The organism is Enterobacter cloacae complex sp. P24RS, from assembly GCF_014982165.1.
GTDB lineage: Bacteria > Pseudomonadota > Gammaproteobacteria > Enterobacterales > Enterobacteriaceae > Enterobacter > Enterobacter quasihormaechei.
Map to the genome: position 1 here is coordinate 156,013 of NZ_JADCKU010000008.1, position 19,517 is coordinate 175,529.

General features: G+C 57.3%; 16 protein-coding genes. 8 read left to right on the top strand and 8 right to left on the bottom strand.

The features are described 5' to 3' along the window. Positions 1 to 28: 28 nt before the first annotated feature. On the bottom strand, positions 29 to 1,015 hold the full coding sequence (locus INF58_RS11030; protein ID WP_193527679.1) for a GTP-binding protein: 987 nt from the start codon (positions 1,013 to 1,015) through the stop codon (positions 29 to 31). Between the two features lie 123 nt (positions 1,016 to 1,138). Continuing rightward, positions 1,139 to 2,605: a mannitol dehydrogenase family protein gene (locus tag INF58_RS11035; RefSeq protein WP_193033367.1), complete on the bottom strand. Its 1,467-nt coding sequence runs from the start codon at positions 2,603 to 2,605 to the stop codon at positions 1,139 to 1,141. A 205-nt stretch (positions 2,606 to 2,810) separates the two neighbouring features. On the opposite strand from INF58_RS11035, the gene uxuA reads away from it, so the two are divergent. Then, on the top strand, positions 2,811 to 4,001 hold the full coding sequence (gene uxuA / locus INF58_RS11040; protein ID WP_063868292.1) for a mannonate dehydratase: 1,191 nt from the start codon (positions 2,811 to 2,813) through the stop codon (positions 3,999 to 4,001). A 116-nt stretch (positions 4,002 to 4,117) separates the two neighbouring features. On the opposite strand, the gene yeiP is transcribed toward uxuA, so the two are convergent. After that, complete coding sequence (gene yeiP / locus INF58_RS11045; RefSeq protein ID WP_014884579.1) at positions 4,118 to 4,690, bottom strand: elongation factor P-like protein YeiP; 573 nt, start codon at positions 4,688 to 4,690, stop codon at positions 4,118 to 4,120. A gap of 164 nt (positions 4,691 to 4,854) precedes the next feature. Here yeiP and INF58_RS11050 point away from each other — a divergent pair, with 164 nt between their 5' ends. Next, positions 4,855 to 5,109: a YkgJ family cysteine cluster protein gene (locus INF58_RS11050; RefSeq protein WP_063450332.1), complete on the top strand. Its 255-nt coding sequence runs from the start codon at positions 4,855 to 4,857 to the stop codon at positions 5,107 to 5,109. Here the strand turns inward: INF58_RS11050 and setB are convergent. Beyond that, positions 5,106 to 6,287 carry a sugar efflux transporter SetB gene (setB, locus tag INF58_RS11055; protein WP_063450331.1) on the bottom strand — a complete coding sequence of 394 codons (1,182 nt, stop codon included), beginning with the start codon at positions 6,285 to 6,287 and terminating at the stop codon, positions 5,106 to 5,108. The genes INF58_RS11050 and setB overlap by 4 nt on opposite strands. A gap of 358 nt (positions 6,288 to 6,645) precedes the next feature. Here setB and fruB point away from each other — a divergent pair, with 358 nt between their 5' ends. From fruB to fruA, 3 genes are read left to right on the top strand one after another with little or no spacing between them, the layout of a single operon-like run. Beyond that, positions 6,646 to 7,776, top strand: coding sequence for a fused PTS fructose transporter subunit IIA/HPr protein (fruB, locus tag INF58_RS11060; RefSeq protein WP_193527680.1), 1,131 nt, complete (start codon positions 6,646 to 6,648; stop codon positions 7,774 to 7,776). Further along, complete coding sequence (gene fruK / locus INF58_RS11065) at positions 7,776 to 8,714, top strand: 1-phosphofructokinase (RefSeq protein WP_063450329.1); 939 nt, start codon at positions 7,776 to 7,778, stop codon at positions 8,712 to 8,714. The genes fruB and fruK overlap by 1 nt, the downstream gene beginning before the upstream one ends. Before the next feature lie 16 nt (positions 8,715 to 8,730). Further along, on the top strand, positions 8,731 to 10,416 hold the full coding sequence (fruA, locus tag INF58_RS11070) for a PTS fructose transporter subunit IIBC (RefSeq protein WP_193527681.1): 1,686 nt from the start codon (positions 8,731 to 8,733) through the stop codon (positions 10,414 to 10,416). A 74-nt stretch (positions 10,417 to 10,490) separates the two neighbouring features. Here the strand turns inward: fruA and nfo are convergent, their stop codons facing one another. Both nfo and INF58_RS11080 read right to left on the bottom strand, forming a co-directional pair. Next, positions 10,491 to 11,348, bottom strand: coding sequence for a deoxyribonuclease IV (gene nfo / locus INF58_RS11075; RefSeq protein ID WP_063868297.1), 858 nt, complete (start codon positions 11,346 to 11,348; stop codon positions 10,491 to 10,493). Positions 11,349 to 11,412: 64 nt separating this feature from the next. Next, the gene (locus INF58_RS11080) at positions 11,413 to 12,459 is read right to left on the bottom strand and encodes a YeiH family protein (protein WP_063450326.1); all 1,047 of its coding nucleotides are present in this window, start codon (positions 12,457 to 12,459) and stop codon (positions 11,413 to 11,415) included. A 97-nt stretch (positions 12,460 to 12,556) separates the two neighbouring features. On the opposite strand from INF58_RS11080, the gene yieE reads away from it, so the two are divergent. Next, positions 12,557 to 13,423, top strand: coding sequence for a DNA-binding transcriptional regulator YeiE (gene yieE / locus INF58_RS11085; RefSeq protein ID WP_063943443.1), 867 nt, complete (start codon positions 12,557 to 12,559; stop codon positions 13,421 to 13,423). Between the two features lie 179 nt (positions 13,424 to 13,602). Further along, a complete protein-coding gene (locus INF58_RS11090) occupies positions 13,603 to 15,072 on the top strand; it encodes an amino acid permease (protein ID WP_063450324.1) in 1,470 nt (489 codons plus the stop codon). A 54-nt stretch (positions 15,073 to 15,126) separates the two neighbouring features. Here INF58_RS11090 and INF58_RS11095 read toward each other — a convergent pair whose 3' ends face one another. Beyond that, positions 15,127 to 17,112, bottom strand: a complete 1,986-nt coding sequence (locus INF58_RS11095; protein WP_047367964.1) for a ligand-gated channel protein — start codon at positions 17,110 to 17,112, stop codon at positions 15,127 to 15,129. Positions 17,113 to 17,380: 268 nt separating this feature from the next. Then, the gene (fghA, locus tag INF58_RS11100) at positions 17,381 to 18,208 is read right to left on the bottom strand and encodes an S-formylglutathione hydrolase (RefSeq protein ID WP_063868303.1); all 828 of its coding nucleotides are present in this window, start codon (positions 18,206 to 18,208) and stop codon (positions 17,381 to 17,383) included. Between the two features lie 137 nt (positions 18,209 to 18,345). Between fghA and INF58_RS11105 the strand changes: the two genes are divergently transcribed. Next, a complete protein-coding gene (locus tag INF58_RS11105; RefSeq protein WP_193527682.1) occupies positions 18,346 to 19,494 on the top strand; it encodes a YbfB/YjiJ family MFS transporter in 1,149 nt (382 codons plus the stop codon). Positions 19,495 to 19,517 lie beyond the last annotated feature (23 nt).

Consider the following 19,517-nt stretch of genomic DNA (forward strand, 5'->3'; position numbering starts at 1 on the left):
TCAGCACTGAATAAAACCAGCGGCAACGTTAGCCGCCCAAACTTAAACGAAGCTTCAACAGGCTTGACTGGAGGGCATTCCAGTCGGTATTAACCGCACTAATTAACTCTATCCGGCTGTCGGGCGGTGCGACGTTCTGGGTTTCTATGAAGAAATCCTCGCCCTGACGGTTAATGCGAACCAGACCATCCGGGGTGCGCATGATCCCTTTTACCCGCTCAACCGGAGCCAGTCTCGCCCACTCCAGTATACCAATGGTGTCGAAAATCGTATCGGCATCGAAGATCCATCCGCACGCCTGGTGCCCCTGGCCGCTGTTCAGGTTTCGGCGCCAGCGCTGATGTTCCGGCAGGCTCAGTGCGGCCAGTCCTTGCTTCACGCCGTGGCTGTGCGAATGCTCTGCGCTGGCGGGCAGTTGCGTCTGGTTGAGGCGGGGAAGGTCGAGCAGGACGCCGTCAATGTTGCCCTGGGTTGTCTGAACATACCGACGTCCACCGCCAGCCTGCTGCCACCAGGCTTCGAACGCGGCCTCGCTCTCGGCCGTCGCGCGATCGGATTTATTCGCCACGATAATGTCTGCCGAGGCGAGCTGATCGCGGAAATTGTCGTTACCGATCGCTTTTTCATCCAGAAGCTGGCGGGGATCAAGCAGGCAAAGCGTCGCGCGCAGCTCAAGCCATGGCTCGTATACCGGGGCGGTGAGTAAATCAAGGATTTGCTTCGGATGACCCAGGCCGGTGGGCTCAATCAGCAGGCGGTCCGGCTGACCCTGGCGCAGCAGCGTATTCAGGCCGACCTGCATCGGCAGACCATTCACGCAGCACATGCACCCGCCCGGGATCTCTTTCACCATTGCGCCGCTGTCGGCGAGCAACGCGCCGTCGATCCCCACTTCGCCAAATTCGTTGACCAGCACGGCCCACTTTTCCGCCGGATCTTTATTGGCCAGCAAATGCAGAATGGACGTAGTTTTACCGCTGCCGAGAAAACCGGTGATCAGGTTGGTTTTGGTCACGTTCGCTCCGATAGATAATTGTGATGTCGTAACAATTATCTATCATCCTGACGAAAAAAACGGGCATTGAGAAGAGGGAGGGCGAACGGAGCGCATAACCGTTCGCCTTAAACGCAATAATCGCTAAATTTTTAACGTTTCGATAACGGCCTGACGCGCGCCGAGCCGGACGAGGCGCTGGTACGCTCCGGTTATCGCCTCGACAAACACCGGGTTTTGCGGCAGGTCATCGCCAAAGATTTCTTTAAGCGCCAGCAGGGCATTAACGCGTTCCGCGTCGCTGCTGGCTTCAGCAAGCGCCTGAAACTTTTCGCTCAGAGGGTCGCGCACGTCGATGGCGTTGCCCTGTTCATCCGTACCGCTGACGTAGCGCATCCAGCCCGCCACCCCCAGCGCCAGAAGTGGCCAGGCGGTCTTACGTTCAAGATGGACGCGGATCCCATCCAGCATGCGTTGAGGCAGCTTCTGGCTGCCGTCCATGGCGATTTGCCATGTACGGTGCTGTAGCGCCGGGTTGGCGAAGCGGTCAAGCAGGCTGTCGGCATACGCCGTCAGATCGACGTTGGTGATGCGCAGCGTAGGGGCCTGCTCATTCAGCATCAGTCTGCGGGCTGCCTCGCGGAAACTGTCGTCCTGCATGCATTCATTAATGTGCGCGTAACCGGCAAGGTAGCCCAGATAAGCGAGGAAGGAGTGGCTGCCGTTCAGCATCCGCAGCTTCATCTGCTCCCAGGGCAGGACGTCGTCAACCATCTGTACGCCTGCAACCTCCCACTCCGGGCGCCCGGCGACAAAATTATCTTCCACCACCCACTGAATGAACGGTTCACAGCTGATGGCGCAGGGATCGTCAACCCCCAGCTCCCGGGTGATTTCCGCGAGCGAGGCGTCGGTGGCGGCGGGCACGATTCGGTCGACCATGGTGCCGGGGAAGCTCACGTGCGTCTCTATCCATCCGGCCAGCTCTGCGGAACGCTTTGCGGCCATGCCAAGTACGGCGTTTTTCACCACGTGACCGTTGTCGGGGATATTGTCGCAGGAGAGCACGGTAAACGCCGGCAGGCCCCGTTCGCGGCGGCGATGAAGCGCTTCGACCAGAATGCCCGGCGCGGAATGCGGCTCAGACGGGTGCTCCAGATCGTGAAGGATGCGGCTGTTTTGCATATCCAGCTTTCCCGTCGCCGGATCGATGCAGTAGCCTTTTTCGGTTATGGTGAGGGAGACAATTGCTACCTGCGGTTCGCAGAACTTCTCAATAATGGCCGCCAGCGAGTCGAGTTTTGCGTTCAGGCACGCTTTTACCGCACCAATAATAATCGGCTGGTTACCTTCTGCACCTTTCTCCAGCACGGTAAAAAGATGATCCTGCGCCCGGAGCTGGCTCATGAGGACATCGCCGCTAAAGAGGCTAATCTCACAAATTCCCCAGTCGCCTCCTTTGGCGTTCAGCACCCGGTTTGTTAACAACGCCTGATGCGCCCGGTGGAACGCGCCAAAGCCGAAATGGACGATGCGGGAGCGTAACTGCTGGCGATCGTAGCGGGGCTGCTGGACATGAGCAGGAAGCGCGGTGGAGGCAATAGTCTTCATGTAGTACACACCTGATTAACCATTAATTAACAATGTCAGTGTAAAGTTATATGACAACAAATTAAATTGGTAAGCCGTAAATATCCCCGTTATGTGAGTTTGATCAATCAATGTCGCGCGCTGTGTTGACCACTCCGATTAAACATGTATGGTAGTCGTCATTGAGCTAACACATATTGGTATAACAACTTGAGAGGGTGGGGCAATGGAACAAACCTGGCGTTGGTACGGGCCGAACGATCCGGTTTCTCTTGATGATGTGCGTCAGGCTGGCGCAACGGGTGTAGTCACGGCGCTGCATCATATTCCGAACGGTCAGGTGTGGCCGGTTGAGGAAATTCAAAAGCGTCAGGCACAGCTGGCTGAGAAGGGGTTAACCTGGTCCGTCGTGGAAAGTATTCCGGTTCACGAAGACATTAAAACCCACTCCGGCGAGTGTGAAACCTGGATTGCGAATTATCAGCAGAGCATTCGTAACCTGGCGGCCTGCGGTATTGATACCGTCTGCTATAACTTTATGCCGATTCTGGACTGGACGCGTACCGACCTGGAATATGAAATGGCCGATGGTTCGAAAGCGCTGCGCTTCGATCAAATCGCGTTTGCGGCTTTCGAGCTGCACATTCTGAAGCGTCCAGGCGCGGAAGCCGACTATACCGCCGAAGAGCAGCAGCAGGCGCTGGCGTGGTTTAAAGCCGCCAGTGAAGCGGACGTAGACAAACTGGTCCGCAATATCATCGCGGGCCTGCCGGGGGCGGAAGAAGGATACACCCTCGACCAGTTCCGCGCGCGCCTGGCGGAATACGGCGATATCGATAAAAACCAGCTGCGTGAAAACATGGCGCACTTCCTGCGCGCTATCGTGCCGGTGGCCGAAGAAGCGGGCGTGCGCCTGGCGGTCCATCCGGACGATCCTCCGCGTCCTATCCTTGGCCTGCCGCGTATCGTGTCGACAATCGACGATATGCAGTGGCTGAAGGAGACGGTGGATAGCATCTACAACGGCTTTACCATGTGTACGGGCTCCTATGGCGTGCGTGCGGATAACGATCTGGTGCGGATGATCGAAACCTTCGGCGATCGCATTCACTTTACCCACCTGCGCGCAACCTGCCGGGAAGAGAACCCGAAAACCTTCCACGAAGCCGCGCATCTTGGCGGTGACGTGAATATGGTTGCGGTGGTAGATGCCATTCTGGCTGAAGAAGTACGGCGTAAACAGGCGGGCGATGTGCGTCCTATCCCGTTCCGTCCGGATCACGGGCACCAGATGCTGGACGATCTGCGCAAGAAAACGAATCCGGGCTATTCGGCGATTGGTCGTCTGAAGGGCATGGCGGAAGTGCGCGGTATTGAGCTGGCGCTGAAAATGACCAAATATCCTGAGCTTCTGTAGACGGAATTGCCTGGTGGCGCTTCGCTTACCGGGCCTACGAAAAACCGGCTCTGAAGCCGGTTTTTGTGTATTTGTAGGCCGGGTAAGGCGAAGCCGCCGCCCGGCAAACGCCACTATCAGTCAGCGCGACCCATATAGCGTTTTTCTTCGATATGGATGCGGATTTTCTCGCCCGCTGACAGGTATTCAGGCACCTGTACGACCAGACCGGTCGTCAGGGTAGCCGGTTTGTTACGCGCGCTTGCAGACGCGCCTTTGATGCCCGGCGCCGTTTCCACGATTTCCAGATCAACGGTCTGCGGCAGCTCCAGCGCCAGCAGCACGCCATCCCAGGTCAGCACCTGCATGTCCGGCATTCCACCTTCAGGAATAAACAGCAGCTCTTCTTCGATCTGGTCTTTGGTGAAGATATACGGGGTGTAATCTTCTTTATCCATGAACACGTATTCGTTACCGTCGACATATGAGAAATCAACGTAGCGGCGGGTCAGGGTCACGGTATCCACGATATCGTCACCTTTGAAACGTTCTTCCACTTTCAGGCCGGTACGGACGTCGGCGAAACGCATTTTGTACAGCGTTGCTGCGCCACGGGCGCTTGGTGCCTGAATGTCGATATCTTTCACAATCAGCAGTTTGCCGTTGTAATTCAGTACCATACCTTTCTTAATTTCGTTCGCTCTTGGCATTGCAGTAATCCTGTATACGGGAGGTAAAAAATATCGCGCCAAATTACTCGCGCGCGGCCTTTCAGGCAAGCGGAATTCGTGGCTTTTGCTATCAATACATAAAAGGTGTTACTGTGCGCGCAATGCCCGACCGCGCGGGCATTTGCCACCCACAGAGAGCATGTATGGATTGTCGTTCCGATTGTGGCGCGTGCTGTACCGCACCGTCCATCTCAAGTCCCATTCCAGGCATGCCGGACGGCAAGCCTGCCAATACCCGCTGCGTTCAGCTCTCGGAATCCAACCTGTGCATGATCTTTGGCTCGCCGTTACGCCCGAAAGTGTGCTCCGGGCTACAGCCCACCGCCGAAATGTGCGGCAGTACGCGCCAGCAGGCCATTACTTATCTGCTTGAGCTGGAAGCGCTCACCGCGCCTTAAACGTCTTTTATGCGCGTCAGGCAGCTCAGCGTCAGGACGCACATCACCAGCGCAATCCAGAACACCGTGTGATAGTTCCAGATTTCAGCCACCACGCCCGCCAGCGAGCCTGCAATAATCCAGCCCACGCGGGTGGTATTCGTATAAAGGGTGGTGGCAGAGCCCGCCTGACCCGGCATCAGATCCTGGAAATAGAGCATGCCGATACCGGCCAGAATGCCAATGTAAATGGCGTTAAGCAGCTGTAAAGCAAGAAGCAGCGCTGGCGTATGGACCGTCAGCATACCGACATAAAACAGCAGCCCGGCAGCGGCGGCGATGCGCATCAAAAAGCGCTTGCCGAAGCGCTTCGCGTAATAGCCCGCAATCAGCATGGTTGGGATTTCAAGCCCTGCGGCGGTTCCCATCATGATCCCGGCTAGCTTCTCCGGCAGATGCAGCTCATCAATAATAAACAGCGGCATATTAATGATATAGAGGCTGTTCGTTCCCCACATCAGCGTACAAATAATGAATAACAGCAGCGCGTCGCGCCGGTTACGTCGCGGTGCCTCCAGCGTGCCGGTCGCCACTTTCGGCTCTTTACGCATGGAGGGCAGGAAGAACCAGACCATCGCGCCGCACACCACGAAGGCCACGGCTGCGCTCAGGTACATCACCGTAAAGCCAAAACCCATCGCCAGCGCGTAGGCGAGCGGGGGACCAATTACCCAGGCCAGCGACACCTGAGCACGCAGTATTGAGCTGAACATCACCGCTTCCCGCCCGGTGCGGTCTGCGTGCTCGCGGGCAAGGGCGAACATCTGCGGGTTGGCGGTAGAGCCGAAGCTGCTCAGGAAGACGCCTACAAACAGCAGAATGAAGTAGTTGCGGTTCCAGGCAAACAGCAGACAGGCAAACACCCCGAGCAGGCAGCAAAAAACGATCAGGCTTTTGCGATCGCCTTTTCTGTCTGAACGACCGGCAAGAAACTGGCTGACGAAAATGCCAATGATGGCGCTCCCGGTAAAGAAGAAGCCGACCATCGCCGGACGGGCGTGAACTTCGTTGGTCAGAAACAGGCTCAGCGTAGGCGTTTGTAACGCACCGGCAATACCGGTGAGGAAAGCAACAATCAAAAACGCTGTTGACGTCAAATCAAAGGGCTTTGGTGAGGCGGCAGCGGGGGTGTTATGCATGTTCAGTCTTTGCGAGTAACAGAGAGAGGCGGAGTTTACGCCGCCCGTCATTAAATAAACAGAGGGTAAAGTCAAGATTGCTACAAAAAATCAAAATGGCATTTCACTTTCGCGCCGCCTCTCTGAAGCGTGCTGAACCTGTTTGCTGAACATCAGCAAAACCCCCTGAGATGAAGAAGAAATGTGCTGCACTTCTAAATTCTGCAACAAGAAATGTAACTTTTCTTGCAACCTGTTGTAGAAAAGACAAGACTTCTTGAAACGTTTCAGCGCTATCTTGCACGTCGAGATGAAGCAGTTTAGCGCTTATTTTCTCAGTTAAGCTGAAACGATTCAATTTCAGCAGGAGAGGAGAATCATGTTCCAGTTATCTGTTCAGGATATCCACCCGGGCGAACAGGCCGGGAATAAAGAAGAGGCTATTCGCCAGGTTGCTGCTGCGCTCGTGCAGGCAGGCAACGTGGCTGACGGCTACGTCAACGGCATGCTGGCGCGCGAACAGCAGACGTCCACGTTCCTCGGTAACGGTATTGCTATCCCACACGGCACCACCGACACCCGCGATCAGGTGCTGAAAACCGGCGTGCAGGTCTTCCAGTTCCCGCAGGGCGTACTGTGGGGCGAGGGTCAGGTGGCTTACGTGGCGATCGGCATCGCGGCCAGCGGTGATGAACACCTGGGCCTGCTGCGTCAGCTGACGCACGTGCTGAGCGATGATGCCGTGGCGGAACAGCTTAAATCTGCGACCACGGCTGAAGAGCTGCGTGCTTTGCTGATGGGCGAAAAACAGAGCGAAGCGCTGAAGCTGGACAATGAAACCCTGACGCTGGACGTCGTGGCGTCCGATCTGGTGACGCTCCAGGCGCTGAACGCGGCTCGTCTGAAAGAGGTGGGGGCGGCGGATACCACTTTTGTGACGCGTACCATCAATGATAAGCCTTTAAACCTGGGGCAGGGCATCTGGCTGAACGACAGTGCTGAAGGCAACCTGCGTAGCGCTATCGCCGTCAGCCGGGCGGCTGTTGCTTTTGAAACAGACGGCGAGCGCGCCGCGATGCTGGTGACTGTCGCCATGGCTGACGACCAGCCGGTTGCCGTGCTGAAGCGTCTGAGCGATCTGCTGCTGAACAATAAAGCTGAAAAACTGCTGAATGCCGACGCGGCGACGGTGCTGGCCCTGTTGACCAGCGACGATGCGCTGACGGACGACCTGCTGAGCGCAGAGTACGTGGTGCGTAACGAACACGGCCTGCATGCCCGTCCGGGTACCATGCTGGTGAATACCATCAAACAATTTGAAAGTGAGATTACCGTGACCAATCTGGACGGTTCGGGTAAACCTGCCAACGGGCGCAGCCTGATGAAAGTTGTCGCGCTGGGCGTGAAGAAAGGCCATCGCCTGCGTTTCACCGCGCAGGGTGCAGATGCTGAACAGGCGCTGAAGGCGATTGGCGATGCCATCGCGGCCGGTCTGGGGGAGGGCGCATAATGAGCAGACGTGTTGCAACCATTACGCTGAACCCGGCTTACGATCTGGTGGGCTTCTGCCCCGAAATTGAGCGTGGTGAAGTCAACCTGGTTCGGACTACCGGCCTGCATGCCGCAGGTAAAGGCATTAACGTGGCGAAAGTGCTGAAAGATCTCGGCATCGACGTCACCGTTGGCGGCTTCCTCGGCAAAGATAACCAGGACGGCTTTCAGCAGCTGTTCAGCGAGCTGGGCATCGCCAACCGTTTTCAGGTTGTGCAGGGCCGTACCCGCATCAACGTTAAGCTGACCGAGAAAGACGGTGAAGTGACCGATCTGAACTTCTCCGGCTTCGAAGTGACGCCGGCTGACTGGGAGCGCTTCGTTGCCGATTCCCTGAGCTGGCTGGGCCAGTTTGACATGGTGTGCGTCAGCGGCAGCCTGCCGTCCGGCGTCAGCCCGGAAGCGTTCACCGACTGGATGACGCGCCTGCGCAGCCAGTGCCCGTGCATTATTTTCGACAGCAGCCGCGACGCGCTGGTCGCCGGTCTGAAAGCCTCTCCGTGGCTGGTTAAGCCTAACCGCCGTGAACTGGAGATCTGGGCGGGCCGTAAGCTGCCAGAATTAAAAGATGTGATTGAAGCTGCCCATGCGCTGCGCGAGCAGGGTATTGCTCACGTGGTGATTTCGCTTGGCGCAGAAGGTGCCCTGTGGGTGAACGCCTCCGGGGAGTGGATTGCCAAACCGCCGTCAATGGAAGTGGTCAGCACCGTGGGTGCCGGGGATTCAATGGTTGGCGGCCTGATCTATGGCCTGCTGATGCGCGAATCCAGCGAACACACCTTACGTCTTGCTACCGCCGTGGCGGCCCTGGCCGTGAGCCAGAGCAACGTCGGCATTACCGATCGTACCCAGTTAGCCGCGATGATGGCGCGCGTTGACTTAAAACCTTTTAACTAACAGCAGGAGAGGAATAATGAAAACGCTGCTGATCATTGACTCCGGTCTCGGACAGGCTCGTGCCTACATGGCGAAGACCCTGCTGGGCGCGGCGGCACAAAAAGCGCACCTGGATATCATTGATAACCCGGGTGATGCCGAAATGGCGATTGTTCTGGGTGACAAAATCCCCGCTGACAGCGCCCTGAACGGCAAAAAGGTGTGGCTGGGTGATATTAATCGCGCGGTGGCTCACCCTGAACTGTTTCTGAGCGAAGCAAAAGGCCATGCGACGGTCTACAGCGCCCTCGTTGAGGCGGCGCCGGTTGCAGCCACTGGCCCGAAACGCATTGTCGCGGTAACGGCGTGCCCGACAGGCGTGGCTCATACCTTTATGGCGGCTGAAGCCATTGAAACCGAAGCGAAAAAACGCGGCTGGTGGGTGAAGGTTGAAACCCGCGGCTCCGTGGGCGCAGGCAATGCCATCACGCCGGAAGAGGTGGCAGAAGCCGATCTGGTGATTGTGGCGGCCGATATCGAAGTGGATCTGGCGAAGTTTGCCGGTAAGCCGATGTACCGCACCTCTACCGGCCTGGCGCTGAAGAAAACCGCGCAGGAGTTTGATAAAGCGCTGGCGGAAGCCAAACCTTATCAGGCAACCGGTGCGGCGAAAACGCCAGCCGAAGGCAAGAAAGAGTCTGCCGGTGCCTATCGTCACCTGTTAACAGGCGTGTCTTACATGCTGCCGATGGTGGTGGCGGGGGGCCTGTGCATTGCGCTCTCCTTCGCCTTTGGTATCGAGGCGTTTAAAGAGCCGGGCACGCTGGCGGCGGCGTTGATGCAGATTGGCGGCGGCTCCGCGTTCGCGCTGATGGTGCCGGTACTGGCGGGCTTTATCGCCTTCTCCATTGCTGACCGTCCGGGCCTGACCCCGGGTCTTATCGGCGGTATGCTGGCCGTGAGCACCGGTTCTGGCTTTATCGGCGGTATCATTGCCGGTTTCCTTGCGGGTTACGTGGCGAAGCTGATCAGCTCGAAGCTGAAGCTGCCGCAGAGTATGGAAGCGCTGAAACCTATCCTGATCATTCCGCTGATCTCCAGCCTGGTGGTGGGCCTGGCGATGATCTACCTGATTGGTAAACCGGTCGCGGGCATTCTGGAAGGCTTGACCCACTGGCTGCAAACCATGGGGACGGCGAACGCGGTTCTGCTGGGCGCTATCCTCGGCGGTATGATGTGTACCGACATGGGTGGCCCGGTAAACAAAGCGGCATATGCCTTTGGCGTTGGCCTGCTGAGTACCCAGACCTACGCGCCGATGGCGGCGATCATGGCGGCAGGTATGGTGCCACCGCTGGCGCTCGGCCTGGCGACACTCATTGCCCGTCGTAAGTTCGATAAAGCGCAACAGGAAGGCGGCAAAGCGGCGCTGGTGCTGGGGCTGTGCTTCATCACCGAAGGCGCAATCCCGTTTGCGGCGCGCGATCCAATGCGCGTTCTGCCCTGCTGTATCGTGGGCGGCGCGGTCACTGGCGCTATCTCCATGGCGGTTGGCGCGAAGCTGATGGCACCGCACGGCGGTCTGTTCGTCCTGCTGATCCCTGGCGCGATTACTCCGGTGCTGGGTTATCTGCTGGCGATTGTCGCCGGTACGCTGGTGGCGGGTCTGTCTTACGCGGTGCTGAAGCGTCCGGAAGCGGAAGCGGTAGCAAAAGCAGCCTGAATGAGGTGTCGGGTGGCGGTTTCGCCTTACCCGACCTACAAAAAAGCCGGGTCGCGTTAAGCGCCCGGCTTTTTTTATGCCGCCTGTTCAGCGGTCTGCTGGGCCTTCAGCCACGCAATCTCTTCCGCCCAGATGTCCGGATTAATGGTTTCCAGCACCATCGGAATGCCGTCGAAGCGGGCGTCCTGCATGATGAAGCGGAACGCATCGTGGCCGATATTGCCTTCGCCCAGGCTGTGGTGACGGTCAACGCGGCTGCCGAACCCGCTTTTCGCATCGTTTAAATGCATACCGCGAAGATATTTGAAGCCAACAACGCGCTCGAACTCCTCGAAGGTAGTTTTCGTGGCCTCGGTGGTGCGCAGGTCATACCCGGCGGCAAACGCGTGGCAGGTATCAATGCACACGCCCACGCGGGATTTATCCTCCACGCCGTCGATGATCGCCGCCAGATGCTCAAACTTAAAGCCGAGGTTGCTGCCCTGACCGGCGGTATTCTCGATCACCGCCGTCACGCCCTGGGTTTTATCCAGCGTCATGTTGATCGACTCGGCAATGCGCGCCAGACAGGCGTCTTCGTCAATCTGCATCAGATGACTTCCCGGATGGAAGTTCAGCAGCGTCAGCCCCAGCTGTTCGCAGCGCTGAACCTCATCAAGGAACGCCTCGCGGGATTTATCCAGCGCTTCCTGCACCGGATGCCCGAGGTTAATCAGATAGCTGTCGTGGGGAAGGATTTGGCCCGGCCCGTAATGGTATTTTTCACAGGCGGCTTTGAAATCGTCAATCACCTCGGTGGTGAGGGGCGCTGCGCGCCACTGGCGCTGATTTTTGGTGAACAGGGCGAAAGCGGTCGCCTCGATTTCGGCGGCGCGAATGGCGGCATTCGCAAGGCCACCGGCAGCGCTAACGTGCGCTCCAACATATTTCATGAAAAGACTCCTGTTAACCCGAAACGCCTATGATAACGGGTTAACAGGAGAAGGACGAGATGGTTTATGCCATCAGGCTGTGCACGGCAAGGTTAATCGCGCCGCCGCCCACAATCAGCCAGATGAAGAGCACCAGCGCCATCAGCAGCGGTTTCGCACCGGCTTTTTTCAGCGCGCTGACGTGAGTGGTCACCCCCAGCGCCGCCATCGCCATCGCCAGCAGCACCGTATCGAGCGTCACCAGCATCTCCACCACCGCGTTTGGCAGCAGGTGGAAGGAGTTGAAGATAGCGACCACGATGAACAGGATCGCAAACCAGGGGATGGTGATTTTGCTTTTCTCGCTGCCGCCTGCCGGAGCCAGCTGCTTAACCCGCGCCGCGAGGAAAATCAGGAACGGGGCCAGCATCATCACGCGCAGCATTTTGGCGATGACCGCCGCGTTTTCCGCTTCCGGATTGATGGCGTGACCTGCCGCCACCACCTGCGCCACTTCGTGCATGGTTGAGCCAATATAGATGCCGTAGGTTTCCGGGCTAAACCAGTGCGCCACCAGCGGGTACATGGCCGGATAGAGGAAGATCGCCAGCGTACCGAAGATGACCACCGTTGCAACGGCGACCGTCACTTTACTGGCTTCGGCCTTAACGACCGGCTCCGTCGCCAGCACCGCGGCGGCGCCGCAGATGCTGCTGCCCGCGCCGATCAGCCAACTGGTCTGTTTGTCCAGCCCAAAGATCTTCTGGCCGATGAAGCACGCCAGTAAAAAGGTGCTGGTAAGGGTCAGGACGTCAATGGCAATCCCGCTGACGCCCACGTCCGCAATCTGCGAAAAGGTGAGTCGGAAGCCGTAAAGGATAATCCCGAGACGTAATAGATGCTGCTTGGCGAAAATCACGCCGCCGTCGCAGGATTTCCAGAGGTGCGGATAAACGGTATTCCCCACCACCATGCCGAGCAGAATGGCCAGCGTTAAGGCGCTGAACCCTGCGCCGGCAACCGCCGGTATACTGCCGCCCCATAAGGCAACCCCGGTAACTACGGCGCTGAGCGCGAGACCCGGCACGAAGTGCCACACTGTACGATGATGTTGTAAGGTGATTTCTGACATAACCTTCTCCTTTGTCTGGCTAAAGGTTACGGCGCTCTGGCTTAAAAATAAAATTGATTATATATTTATAATCAATCTTTATAAGTGGTAAGCAACCATGCACATTACATTGCGTCAGCTGGAAGTTTTTGCCGAAGTGCTTAAAAGCGGCTCGACGACCCAGGCGTCACAAATGCTGGCGCTCTCGCAGTCCGCCGTCAGCGCGGCCTTGACCGATCTGGAAGGGCAGCTGGGCGTCCAGCTTTTCGACAGGGTAGGGAAGCGGCTGGTGGTGAACGAACATGGCCGACTGCTGTACCCGCGCGCGCTGGCGCTACTGGAGCAGGCGACGGAGATCGAGCAGCTGTTCCGCGAGGACAACGGCGCTATTCGCGTTTTTGCCAGCAGCACGATCGGTAACTACATTCTGCCGGAAGTGATCGCCCGCTACCGCCGTGATTTTCCGACCCTGCCGCTGGAGATGAGCGTCGGCAACAGTCAGGACGTCATAAACGCGGTCATTGATTTCCGCGTGGACATCGGGCTTATCGAAGGGCCATGCCACAACGTGGATATCATTGCGGAACCCTGGCTGGAGGATGAGCTGGTGGTATTCGCTTCCCCGGCCTCTTCTCTGTTACAGGGCGAGGTCACGCTGGAACGGCTGGCGCAGGCCCAGTGGATCCTGCGCGAGCAGGGCTCCGGTACGCGTGAAATCGTCGATTATCTGCTGTTGTCCCATCTGCCGCAGTTCCAGCTGGGGATGGAGTTAGGTAACTCGGAGGCCATCAAGCACGCCGTGCGTCATGGTCTGGGCATCAGCTGTCTCTCCCGTCGGGTGATTGCCGAACAGCTGGAAACCGGCTCGCTGGTTGAGATCCCCGTTCCGCTGCCGAAGCTGGTGCGTACGCTGTGGTGCATCCATCATCGTCAGAAACACCTTTCCAGTTCGCTCCAGCGTTTTCTGCGTTACTGCGCCATTTAACATTCCCGGTGGCGCTTCGCTTACCGGGGCTATGTGCGCTTACCACCCCACATTTTTATGCTTTACTTATAATCCTGGCCGAGTCATGAAGCTCTCTTATAACTGAGCATTTCTGCCGGAAGGAACGCGGATCGTCTGCTACAATCGCGCCTCATTTATTGAATGGACAGCATTTTCACATGGTTTCAGAAACTAAAACCACAGAAGCGCCCGCGCTACGTCGCGAACTCAAGGCGCGTCACCTGACGATGATCGCCATTGGCGGATCCATCGGTACAGGTCTTTTCGTTGCCTCTGGCGCAACGATTTCGGCAGCCGGCCCGGGTGGGGCACTATTCTCTTATATCCTGATTGGCCTGATGGTTTACTTCCTGATGACCAGCCTGGGCGAACTGGCGGCCTACATGCCGGTATCGGGGTCGTTTTCGACCTACGGACAAAAATACGTTGAGGAAGGCTTCGGCTTCGCGCTGGGCTGGAACTACTGGTACAACTGGGCGGTGACTATCGCCGTGGACCTCGTTGCCGCACAGCTGGTGATGACCTGGTGGTTCCCGGACACGCCTGGCTGGATCTGGAGCGCGCTGTTCCTGGCCGTTATCTTCCTGCTGAACTACATCTCCGTGCGCGGCTTTGGCGAAGCGGAATACTGGTTCTCTTTGATTAAAGTGGCAACCGTCATCATCTTTATCGTCGTCGGTGTGGCGATGATCGTTGGTATTTTCAAAGGGGCCGAACCGGCGGGCTGGAGTAACTGGACCATTGGCGACGCGCCGTTTGCCGGGGGCTTCTCGGCGATGATTGGCGTGGCGATGATTGTCGGCTTCTCCTTCCAGGGCACGGAGCTGATTGGTATCGCGGCCGGTGAATCTGAAAACCCGGAGAAGACCATTCCGCGCGCGGTGCGTCAGGTGTTCTGGCGTATTCTGCTGTTCTACGTGTTCGCTATCCTGATTATCAGCCTGATCATTCCGTATACCGATCCAAGCCTGCTGCGTAACGATGTGAAAGACATCAGCGTCAGCCCGTTCACCCTGGTCTTCCAGCACGCGGGCCTGCTCTCTGCGGCGGCGGTGATGAACGCGGTGATCCTGACGGCGGTACTGTCTGCGGGTAACTCCGGCATGTACGCCTCCACCCGTATGCTCTATACCCTGGCCTGCGACGGCAAAGCGCCGCGTATCTTCTCGAAACTGTCTCGCGGTGGCGTGCCGCGCAACGCGCTGTATGCGACCACGGTGATTGCGGGTCTGTGCTTCCTGACCTCCATGTTCGGCAACCAGACGGTGTACCTGTGGCTGCTTAACACTTCCGGTATGACGGGCTTCATCGCCTGGCTGGGTATTGCCATCAGCCACTACCGTTTCCGTCGCGGCTACGTCATGCAGGGTCATGATCTGAATAATCTGCCGTACCGTTCAGGGTTCTTCCCGCTGGGGCCGATTTTCGCCTTCGTTCTGTGCCTGATCATTACTCTGGGTCAGAACTATGAGGCCTTCCTTGCGGACACCATTGACTGGGGCGCCGTTACGGCCACCTACATTGGTATCCCGCTGTTCCTGCTCATCTGGTTTGGCTACAAGTTGACGAAAGGAACACGCTTCGTTCGCTACAGTGAAATGGATTTCCCTGAACGATTTAAGCAATAACCGCACTTCCTCTCTTTAAGCCCGCTCAACCGAGCGGGCTTTTTTATGGGCAGATCAGAAGCTGTAGGTCATGCCAACCGTATAGCGACGCCCGTCCAGCACGGTGTCATACGTGTCGTAGTCAATCTGCTTATCAAGCACGTTATACACACCGGCAGTAACCAACAGGTTTTTGTTCGCGTTGTAGCGCAGACCGACATCAACCTGAGTGTAGGACGGTGTGCCCTGTGACATTGACGTGCGGCTCAGGTACTCAGACGTTTTACCGCGAAGGTTCAGACGGCTCCAGAAACCGACGTCGGGCGTCGCCTGCCAGTCCAGGGTGGTGTTGAACATGTGCTTCGGCATCTTGTTCAGCGGCTTGCCTGAGAACTGACCGCTCTTCTGCTCGGATTCGGTATAGGTATAGTTTGCGGTCCAGTTTACATCGCGCGAGATTTTCCAGCCGAAGGAGGACTCCACGCCGCGCATGTTGGCTTTATCCACGTTGACGCGGTCGCTCACGAAATCATAGCTGTGATCGCCAATCGTACAGGCGGGATCGGCGCTGCTGTTACAGCGGCGAACTTCCGTAATCTTGTCCTTGAAGTCGGTATTGAACAGCGTCACGCCAGCATTCAGATTATCGTTGTTATCCCAGAGCAGGGCGAGCTCTTCGCTCAGGCTCTTCTCTGGTTTCAGATCCGGGTTGCCGACGATGATACCGTCAAGACGGCCGCCACCCGTTACCTGGCCCCAGCTGGCAGACGACTGACGCAAATCCGGCGCACGGTAGCCAGCCGAAACCCCGCCTTTCAACGTCCAGTGATCGGCCAGGTGCCATACGCCGTAACCGCGCGGCGTCCAGTTCGTCCCGTAGTTTTGGTCTTTGTCCATACGCAGGCCGCCGGTCAACGTAAAGCTTTCCGTCATTGACCATTCATCTTCGGCAAACAGGGCCCAGCTCCAGCGCGTCAGTTTGTTCAGGCCGTCCGCCGCTTCCAGCTGATTGCCCTTGTCGCGCAGTTTCTCATACCGATACTGTCCGCCGAGGGTCAACGTATGATCGCCGAGGAAAATCTGGTTCTGGTTGTTGAAGGTGGTGTTATACGAGCGCATTTTGCGACCTGGATTATTGGTCTCTTCCTGCTGGATATAGCTGGTGGTATTGAAGTCGTCGTAATACCCGCTGTGGGTTAAGGAGTAGGTCGTGTGCTCATAGCGCGAGTCGCTTTTGGTATTTGGCTTACAGGTCGTTCCCCGGCAGGTTTCAGCCGCTTTCGACATCCCTGGCGTGCTGTTTCTGTCCTGAAGCTCGCGAGCAAAATCAAGATCGAAATCGTTCTTCTCATCCGGGGTGAAGTTCAGGGTAATGCCACCGTTACGCATTTTCTGCTCGTTATACCCGTTCACGATTTTATCTTCGGCGCGGCGTGACAACAGCCCCGTCACTTTTGCGCCAAGCAGCCCGTCAATCAGGGGACCAGAAGCGTAGGCGTTGGTCTGGAAGATATCGCCGGAATCATGGTTTTCCTGGAAGGTTGCATCGCCGTGCAACGAACCGGTCCAGGCTTTAGTGTTTGAGACTTTTTTGGTAATGACGTTGATGACGCCACCCATCGCATCGGAGCCGTAAAGTGAGGACATCGGGCCACGGATAACCTCAATGCGCTCAATGGACTCCAGCGGCGGCAGCCAGCCTTGTTCAATACCCGAGTTGTCGCTGTTTGGGCGGGTGCTTCGCGTACTGACGCGTTTGCCATTCACGAGGAACAAGGTGTACTGAGATGCCATGCCGCGAATGCTGATATCACTGCTACTCCCGCCGCCGGTGACGACAACGCCCGGGACGTCTCTCAGGGCATCGGTAACATCACGGTAGGCTTTATCTTCAATCTGCTGTTTCGAAATAACAGAGATGGAGGCGGGGGCATTCTGGATCTTTTGTTCAAAACCCGTCGCGGTGACGACAACGGTGTCCTGATCGGCTGCGTGAACGAGAGGGGTGAATGTGGCAGCGCCAACGGCGACGGCCAGGAGCTTAATGCGGGGTATTGTCATTTGTACATTCCGTATAAAAATGAATAAAACTCCATCGGGATAACCCTGAGAACTGTATGTTTTTGTCTTTTAAGAACTCTTTAAGATGGAGAAGAGCCTGGAATTGTACAAAAGAATGTAGAATTGTAAACACAAATGATAATTGAAATCATTTGTGTTTGACAAAGATGAAAGGAAACCAGCCTGGATTCAAGCGGATAGGATTATGTAAATGAGGGGGAGGAGAAAGGCCCGGTATGCAGGAGGCTACCGGGCAAAAAGGCTGAACTTACCTGAACAAATGTTCCGCATGGAAGCGGAGATGATCTTCAATAAAGGACGCCATAAAGTAATAGCTGTGATCGTATCCCGGCTGAATGCGCAGCGTCAGCGGCCAGTCCTTCTGGCGCGCCGCTTCAGCCAGCACCGCAGGCTGTAACTGTCCGGCGAGGAACTGATCCGCATCACCCTGATCGATAAGCATCGGAATCGCATCTTCCGTCCGGCTTGCCAGCATCAGCGCGCAGCTGTCCCATTCCTGCCATTTTTGACTGTCGTTACCCAGATAGTGCGTAAAGGCTTTTTGCCCCCACGGCACCTGCGTCGGGTTCACAATCGGTGCAAATGCCGACACGCTGACGTACTTACCCGGATTTTTCAGCGCCATGATCAGCGCGCCGTGGCCGCCCATCGAATGCCCGCTTATTGCGCAGCGCTCGCTGACCGCAAACTGAGACTGCACCAGCGCCGGCAGTTCGTCGCGAATGTAGTCATACATGCGGTAATGGCTCGCCCACGGCTGTTCGGTGGCGTTGAGATAGAATCCGGCACCTTTACCCAAATCGTATCCGGCATCGTCGGCCACGTCATCGCCACGCGGGCTGGTGTCTGGCATTACCAAAGCAATGCCCAGCTCAGCGGCAATACGTTGTGCTCCCGCTTTGGTGGTGAAGTTTTCGTCATTACAGGTCAGGCCTGAAAGCCAGTACAGCACCGGTGGATTTTCCGCAGGGGGCAGGAAAATGCTGAACGTCATTGCACAATTCAGCGTGGTGGAGTCGTGCCGCCAGCGCTGCTGTCGACCTTCAAAACAACGATGCTCTTCGAGCAGTTCCATGCAGGGCTCCTTAAAGGTAAGACGATTCATAAAACGCATAATACAGCGTTTTCATTGACCTGTGAGCAACTTTCACTTTCGCAGGACGACGAGATGTTGCATCATAAATTTACTTTTCTTTAACAATTGGAGCGATCATGGCGCTGCGTATCGCGCTCAGCGGGTTTGTGGTTCTGGTCGTGGCAATGGGGATTGGGCGCTTTGCCTTCACGCCTCAGGTGCCGCTGATGATTGCCGCCGGGCAACTCACGCTTACCAGCGCGGGTCTGGTGGCGGCGATGAATTATCTGGGCTATCTGGTCGGCGCATGGGATGCCATGCGCGCCCATCGCTTCGTTGAAACGCGTCTCTGGCTGGGGATTATCGGCGCGGTGGCGTTGACGCTGCTCTCCGCAGCGGCAGATAACGCCGTCGTTCACGGCCTGCTGCGCTTCGTGATTGGCTGCATGAGCGGCTGGTCGATGGTGCTGATTGCCGCCTGGACCAACGAGCGGCTGGGGCAGTTGGGCAAGCCGGGGCTCAGTGCGGCGGTCTTTGCCGGACCTGGCGCCGGCATTGCGCTGAGCGGCCTGCTGGCGGTTTATATTCAGGCCAAATCCCTTTCCGCCGGGGCGGCATGGCAAATCTACGGCGTCCTGGCGCTGGTGCTGATTGCGCTGGTAGCACGGTATCTGCCGCGCGCGGGTCAGCTTCATCGCCCGGGGTCCGCTCCTGAGCCGCTGCTGCTGACCGCAGATTTAAAGCGTCTGGTCTGGAGCTACAGCCTGGCGGGATTCGGCTATATCCTCCCGGCGACCTTTTTATCGCAAATGGCGGCGGTGCGTTTTCCCGGCAGCCTGTTTGCGCAGTTTGTCTGGCCGATATTTGGCGCCGCTTCGGTGGTGGGTATTGCGCTCAGCATTGCCCTGCGGCATACGTCAAGCGCTAACCGCAGGCTGGCGATTGTCCTTTGGCTACAGGGGATTGGTGTGCTGGCGGCCTGGCTGCTGCCGGGCATTGGCGGTTTGCTGACGGGAGGGATGCTGGTGGGCGGCGGGTTCCTCTGCGCCGTGCAGCTCTCTCTGCTATACGGTCGCGAGCTGGCGCCAGACCACGCGCGCTATATGGCGGGGCTGCTCACTACCGGGTATGCCATTGGTCAGCTGGTGGGGCCGGTCACGTCGGCGCTGTCGACCTGGCTCACGCACCGGCTTGAACCTGCGCTGGGGCTGGCGGGGATCGCGCTGTTCGTTGGTGGGGCGTTAGTCTGGAACCGTCAGGCTGAAAGGCAACAGCAATTGCAATAATTATCGTCGTGAATACTGGATTA

What these genes read in the sequence shown, in the direction of transcription:
- setB (WP_063450331.1), bottom strand. Translation starts at nt 6,287, where the DNA reads ATGCATAACACCCCCGCTGCCGCCTCACCAAAGCCCTTTGATTTGACG.
- yeiP (WP_014884579.1), bottom strand. Translation starts at nt 4,690, where the DNA reads ATGCCAAGAGCGAACGAAATTAAGAAAGGTATGGTACTGAATTACAAC.
- INF58_RS11095 (WP_047367964.1), bottom strand. Translation starts at nt 17,112, where the DNA reads ATGACAATACCCCGCATTAAGCTCCTGGCCGTCGCCGTTGGCGCTGCC.
- nfo (WP_063868297.1), bottom strand. Translation starts at nt 11,348, where the DNA reads ATGAAATATGTTGGAGCGCACGTTAGCGCTGCCGGTGGCCTTGCGAAT.
- fruA (WP_193527681.1), top strand. Translation starts at nt 8,731, where the DNA reads ATGAAAACGCTGCTGATCATTGACTCCGGTCTCGGACAGGCTCGTGCC.
- INF58_RS11035 (WP_193033367.1), bottom strand. Translation starts at nt 2,605, where the DNA reads ATGAAGACTATTGCCTCCACCGCGCTTCCTGCTCATGTCCAGCAGCCC.
- uxuA (WP_063868292.1), top strand. Translation starts at nt 2,811, where the DNA reads ATGGAACAAACCTGGCGTTGGTACGGGCCGAACGATCCGGTTTCTCTT.
- yieE (WP_063943443.1), top strand. Translation starts at nt 12,557, where the DNA reads ATGCACATTACATTGCGTCAGCTGGAAGTTTTTGCCGAAGTGCTTAAA.
- INF58_RS11105 (WP_193527682.1), top strand. Translation starts at nt 18,346, where the DNA reads ATGGCGCTGCGTATCGCGCTCAGCGGGTTTGTGGTTCTGGTCGTGGCA.
- fghA (WP_063868303.1), bottom strand. Translation starts at nt 18,208, where the DNA reads ATGGAACTGCTCGAAGAGCATCGTTGTTTTGAAGGTCGACAGCAGCGC.
- fruB (WP_193527680.1), top strand. Translation starts at nt 6,646, where the DNA reads ATGTTCCAGTTATCTGTTCAGGATATCCACCCGGGCGAACAGGCCGGG.
- INF58_RS11080 (WP_063450326.1), bottom strand. Translation starts at nt 12,459, where the DNA reads ATGTCAGAAATCACCTTACAACATCATCGTACAGTGTGGCACTTCGTG.
- INF58_RS11050 (WP_063450332.1), top strand. Translation starts at nt 4,855, where the DNA reads ATGGATTGTCGTTCCGATTGTGGCGCGTGCTGTACCGCACCGTCCATC.
- INF58_RS11090 (WP_063450324.1), top strand. Translation starts at nt 13,603, where the DNA reads ATGGTTTCAGAAACTAAAACCACAGAAGCGCCCGCGCTACGTCGCGAA.
- fruK (WP_063450329.1), top strand. Translation starts at nt 7,776, where the DNA reads ATGAGCAGACGTGTTGCAACCATTACGCTGAACCCGGCTTACGATCTG.